Source organism: Phyllobacterium sp. P5_D12, assembly GCF_054049495.1.
The window spans coordinates 1-4,941 of sequence record NZ_JBFUMG010000342.1 but is presented as its reverse complement, the minus strand read 5'-3'; the positions used below and the strand labels follow the sequence as shown (position 1 = coordinate 4,941).

Genomic DNA, 4,941 nt, shown 5'->3' with positions numbered 1-4,941 from the left:
CCATAAGGGGATTGCGGCTGAGTCGGTACGTCCTCGGTGACCGGAGTCATCCCGCCATCGCCATAGACCGCTGCTGTCGACGAAAAAATGAAATTCTTCACGTCGGATTTTACGACTGATTCGATCAGTGACCGGGTTTTTGATGTATTGTTCTCGTAATAAGCAAGCGGATCGCGAACCGAATCCGGGACAACCACGGAACCCGCAAAATGAATGACTGCATCGACGTAGTTGCGTTCGATCGTCTCACGGACCAGGCTCTGGTCGCCGATATCGCCGACAACGAGCTTTGCCTCGCTAGGTATCGCCCAATCGAATCCTGTGGAGAGCCGGTCAAGAACGACCACAGACTCACCAGCATCCAGCAACTCCCAGACCATATGGCTGCCGATATATCCGGCGCCTCCGGTCACCAACACTGTCATAGCCAAAGCCCCTTAATCTCCATCTATGCCGTCTTGCGCTCATCTTGCCGCATTTAAACAGGTGTGCAAAGCTCGTTACCAAACGTAAATCGAGATACAGTAGCTTTTTAGGACGAATTGCAACAATGGTGTCTTCCCACGAAATACTGCCCGAGTTTGCAACGAACCGTATAAATCTTGCCTCTGCCGGGCTAGGTGCCCAAGCCATTTTTGCCACAGACGATTTTTTCGCTCCAGTAGAACGGATGCTTTTCGATGCACCGGCTGTGTTCATTCCGGACAAATACGATGATCACGGCAAATGGATGGATGGTTGGGAGTCCCGCCGCAAGCGGGGCCCCGGCCATGATTTTGCTGTCATCAAGCTGGCGGCTCCCGGGATCATCTATGGTTTCGACGTCGATACCAGTCATTTTACCGGAAATTATCCGCCCGCTTGTTCAATCGAAGCCTGCATATCCGAGACTGAGCCGACCGACGCTACCGCATGGTTCGAACTCTTGCCACAAAGCCCACTCGGACCATCGAGCAACCATTTTTTTGTGTGCGCTGACAAGGGCGTCTGGACACATCTTCGTCTGCTTATCTATCCCGATGGCGGCATTGCGCGCCTGCGGGTTTATGGCGAGCCATGGCGTGACTGGTCGCAAATTCCCGTCAATGAGGAAATAGACCTTGCCTCCGCTTTAAATGGCGGACGTGTCGTTGCATATTCCGATGCCCATTACGGCGCATTACACCGGCTTTTGTCTCCGGGCCGAGGCATCAACATGGGCGACGGATGGGAAACTCGCCGACGCCGTGAGCCTGGCAATGATTGGATCATCGTTCAACTCGGCCATCCCGGTCAGATAAGCCGCGTTGTTGTCGACACAGCGCATTATAAGGGGAATTATCCAGATCGCTGCTCTATCCATGGAGCCGATCTCGGACCGGTATCCGGCGGGCTTTCCCAGTCGATTGTCACATCCTCCATGTTCTGGCAGGAAATCTTGCCTGAGAAGAAACTTTCCATGGATGCCGTTCATGACTTCAGCTCAAACGATCTTGTGTCAGCAAACCGAGTAAGCCACGTACGTCTCAATATATTCCCTGATGGCGGCGTCAGCCGTTTACGCGTTTTCGGCACTATTTGACGGTTTGCCTGCGCTTTAAACATTTAGTGAAGAGAGTTTCGCTTGAACCGTGGCAAATTGCCCATAATCTCGTCATGGATTTTGGCTGGCAAAAACGCTAGTAAGTTCATGATACAGGAGCAATTCATGGACTATCGTCGGTTTTTCGAAGACGCGATTGACCAGTTGCACGCTGAAAAGCGCTACCGGGTCTTTGCTAATCTGGAACGGATCGTTGGGAAATTTCCGCGTGCGCTTTGGCGTGACGCCGGCAATATCCGGGAAATTACGGTCTGGTGCTCCAACGATTATCTCGGCATGGGGCAGCATCCCGACGTCATCAAGGCAATGCATGACGCATCGAGCCGTATGGGCTCCGGTGCAGGCGGCACGCGCAACATCTCCGGCAATAACCACCCGCTGGTGGAACTCGAAATAGAGCTGGCTGATCTCCACCAGAAGGAAGCGGGTCTGGTTTTTACCTCCGGTTTCGTCTCCAATGAAGCCTCGATTTCAACCATTGCGCGGCTTTTGCCAAATTGCCTCATTTTTTCCGACGAGCTGAACCACGCCTCTATGATCGAGGGTGTGCGCCGTTCAGGTGCGGAAAAGAAGATTTTTCGCCACAACGATCTCGCCCACCTCGAAGAGCTTTTGAAGGCCGCAGGCAAGGAACGCGCGAAGCTGATTGTGTTCGAATCGGTCTATTCGATGGATGGGGATATTGCTCCTATCGCTGCCATTGCTGACCTGGCAGACGAATATAACGCCATGACCTACATCGACGAGGTTCATGCTGTCGGCATGTATGGCAATCGGGGCGGAGGCATCACCGATCGCGAAGGCTTGTCACACCGTATTGACATTATCGAAGGTACGCTGGCCAAGGCTTTCGGCACGTTGGGTGGCTATATCGCCGGTTCCAAAAGCGTGATCGACGCCGTACGCTCCTACGCGCCTGGTTTCATCTTCACGACGGCACTCCCCCCGGTTATCGCAGCCGCAGCGACGCAATCTATCCGGCATCTCAAAGTATCTCAGGAAGAGCGGCGCAGGCATCAATGTCAGGCACAACTTACCAAAGATGTGCTGGCGCAGGCCAATCTTCCGGTTATGAAATCTGAGACACACATCATTCCAATCCATGTCGGCGATCCTGAATTGTGCAAGAAGGCCAGCGACCGGCTACTCGACCTGCATGGCATTTACATCCAGCCGATCAACTATCCGACTGTACCACGCGGTACCGAGCGCTTGCGTATCACGCCGACGCCATTCCACTCGAATGAACTCGTCGTTGAGTTGAAGGATGCACTGGTTGAAGTCTGGACGGCGCTAGGCATTCCTTTCTCAAAGGAAAGCGCACCATCTATAGAGACCAGCGACCGCGTCGTAACACTCGCTATTTCCAAGGCCGGCGGTTAACGTCCGCTTCAGTGTTTAGAGATCCATTCCGCAAGACGGGCGGCGGCTTCTTCGACCTGATCGATCCGTCTGGCAAAGCAAAGGCGAAGATAGGCTGTCCCTCCGTTGCCAAATGCGGTCCCGGGCGCAAGCCCAACTTTTGCCTGATCGACGATATCGAAGGCCGCGCGGTAGGGATCGGTAATTCCGTCAATACCGAACAGTAGATAGAATGCCCCGGCCGGCGGCGCCAAGCGCACCCTGCCCGTTGCCGAAAGCTTCGCACAAAGAATGTCCCGCGCCTGATGCGCCCGCTCCACCTGCATGCGGATAAAATCATCGCCCTGTTCAAGCGCCACAACACCGCCACGCTGCATGAATTGGGCAACGCCGGAGGTCGAATATTGAATGAGGTTTTCCATCGTTTTGCCGAGCGAGGGATGTATCGTTAGCCAACCTATGCGCCAGCCGGTCATCGCCCAGTTTTTCGAAAAACTATTGACGAAAATGATGCGTTCATCCGAGTCCATCACATCCAGGAAGGACGGGGCACGACGGGCGCCATAGTAGAAATGTGCGTAGATTTCGTCTGCAACGATCCACAAGCCATGATGACGGGCAATAGCCAGGATTTCCTTTAGCGTTTCGATGTCCGCCGTCCAGCCCGTAGGATTGGATGGCGTGTTTATAAACAGCGCCTTGGTCCGTGGAGTGATCGCATCGCGGACCTTGTGGGTATCGAGCGTCCAGCCATTGCCGGCAAAATCCATTGTGACGGGGACCGGAGTAGCACCGGCAACACCTGCGGCCGCGGCGAAATTCGGCCAGGCGGGCGAAAGATAGACAACTTCGTCTCCCGCACCTGCCGTCGCCTGAATGGCGAGCTGAATCGAATGCATGCCGGAGCCGGTGACATAAAAATGCTCAGCAGGAAGCTCTGCATTGAAATGCCGTTTGTAGTAGTCGGAAAGGGCCAGGCGCAGTTCGGGAATACCAGCCTGCCACGTATAGAATGTTTCACCATTGGCCAAGCCAGTGCTGGCCGCATCCCTGATAAAATCGGGTGTCGGCAAATCACCTTCACCAGCCCAAAGTGGAATGACACCTTCTTGACGTCGGCCGTGATTCATTACGGCAACGATGCCGCTCTCGGGCGCCACCGCTGCCTCATGACGCAAATGCTCGAAAAGACCCATCCCGGTACTCCGCTTAATATCGTGAAAGGCGTAGCGCAATGGGGTGCTGTTGGCACGCGTATATTTGTGATGTTTCCATCAGTTCGAATGATGGGCCGGTTAGGTGTTCTGGCGTTACTACTTCGATCTGTCTTTGGCGAGGAGATCGCGGATCTCGATAAGAATGAGGATTTCCTTCGCAGGCGCGGGATCGGCCGCTGCTTCCTTCTTTTTGAAGCGGTTCATGGCCTTGACTACCATGAACAAAACCCAGGCTATGATCAGGAAGTTGATAAGAAGCGTGATGAAATTGCCATAAGCGATCGTAGCACCGGCTTCTCGGRCGGACGCCAATGTTGGAGCGGGTGCGCCTGAAAGCTGGAGGTAGAGGTTGGAAAAATCAATACCGCCCGTCAACAGGCCAATGATTGGCATCATTAGATCAGCGACGATCGACTCGACCAGCCTGCCGAAAGCGCCACCGATGATCACGCCGATGGCGAGATCAACCATGTTTCCCTTCAAGGCAAATTCTTTGAATTCCTTCAGCATGATATACCACTCTCCAGTATTGTGTGTTATTGCAGGCGAAACTGTCCCTAGCGATGCTGTGGTGCACCAAGAGACAGTAACAGAAGTTTTTAGAATATTAAGAGAGTGTTTGCTCTTTCTAACAGTATTAGGGGTCGCCTCAGCACATTATGCTAGTTCCGGCTGACCCAAAATTTATTTGGATGGGAAGCGGCTAACGGAAGATGACGGAAGGTTTTGGCCCATGATGGCCTTGGCTGCATCACTGGTCATAATAGTTTACTTTTCAAT

General features: G+C 53.5%; 5 protein-coding genes. 2 read left to right on the top strand and 3 right to left on the bottom strand.

Translation table 11 applies throughout. From position 1 onward, the window contains the following. Positions 1-425, bottom strand: a 425-nt coding sequence (locus ACXJ5O_RS18895; protein WP_457301242.1) for an NAD-dependent epimerase/dehydratase family protein, incomplete at its 3' end; no start/stop codon positions are given. A gap of 125 nt (positions 426-550) precedes the next feature. Here ACXJ5O_RS18895 and alc point away from each other — a divergent pair. Then, complete coding sequence (gene alc / locus ACXJ5O_RS18890; protein WP_457301241.1) at positions 551-1,561, top strand: allantoicase; 1,011 nt, start codon at positions 551-553, stop codon at positions 1,559-1,561. 126 nt (positions 1,562-1,687) lie between these two features. After that, the gene (gene hemA, locus ACXJ5O_RS18885; protein WP_457301240.1) at positions 1,688-2,965 is read left to right on the top strand and encodes a 5-aminolevulinate synthase; all 1,278 of its coding nucleotides are present in this window, start codon (positions 1,688-1,690) and stop codon (positions 2,963-2,965) included. Between the two features lie 8 nt (positions 2,966-2,973). Here hemA and ACXJ5O_RS18880 read toward each other — a convergent pair whose 3' ends face one another. Beyond that, positions 2,974-4,140 (bottom strand): pyridoxal phosphate-dependent aminotransferase, encoded by a 1,167-nt coding sequence (locus ACXJ5O_RS18880; RefSeq protein WP_457301239.1) that lies wholly within the window; start codon positions 4,138-4,140, stop codon positions 2,974-2,976. 117 nt (positions 4,141-4,257) lie between these two features. Continuing rightward, positions 4,258-4,671: a large conductance mechanosensitive channel protein MscL gene (gene mscL, locus ACXJ5O_RS18875; RefSeq protein ID WP_457301238.1), complete on the bottom strand. Its 414-nt coding sequence runs from the start codon at positions 4,669-4,671 to the stop codon at positions 4,258-4,260. Positions 4,672-4,941: the final 270 nt, after the last annotated feature.

Bases quoted from the DNA above. Each gene is read 5' to 3' on its own strand.
- hemA (WP_457301240.1), top strand. From the start codon at position 1,688: ATGGACTATCGTCGGTTTTTCGAAGACGCGATTGACCAGTTGCACGCT.
- alc (WP_457301241.1), top strand. From the start codon at position 551: ATGGTGTCTTCCCACGAAATACTGCCCGAGTTTGCAACGAACCGTATA.
- ACXJ5O_RS18880 (WP_457301239.1), bottom strand. From the start codon at position 4,140: ATGGGTCTTTTCGAGCATTTGCGTCATGAGGCAGCGGTGGCGCCCGAG.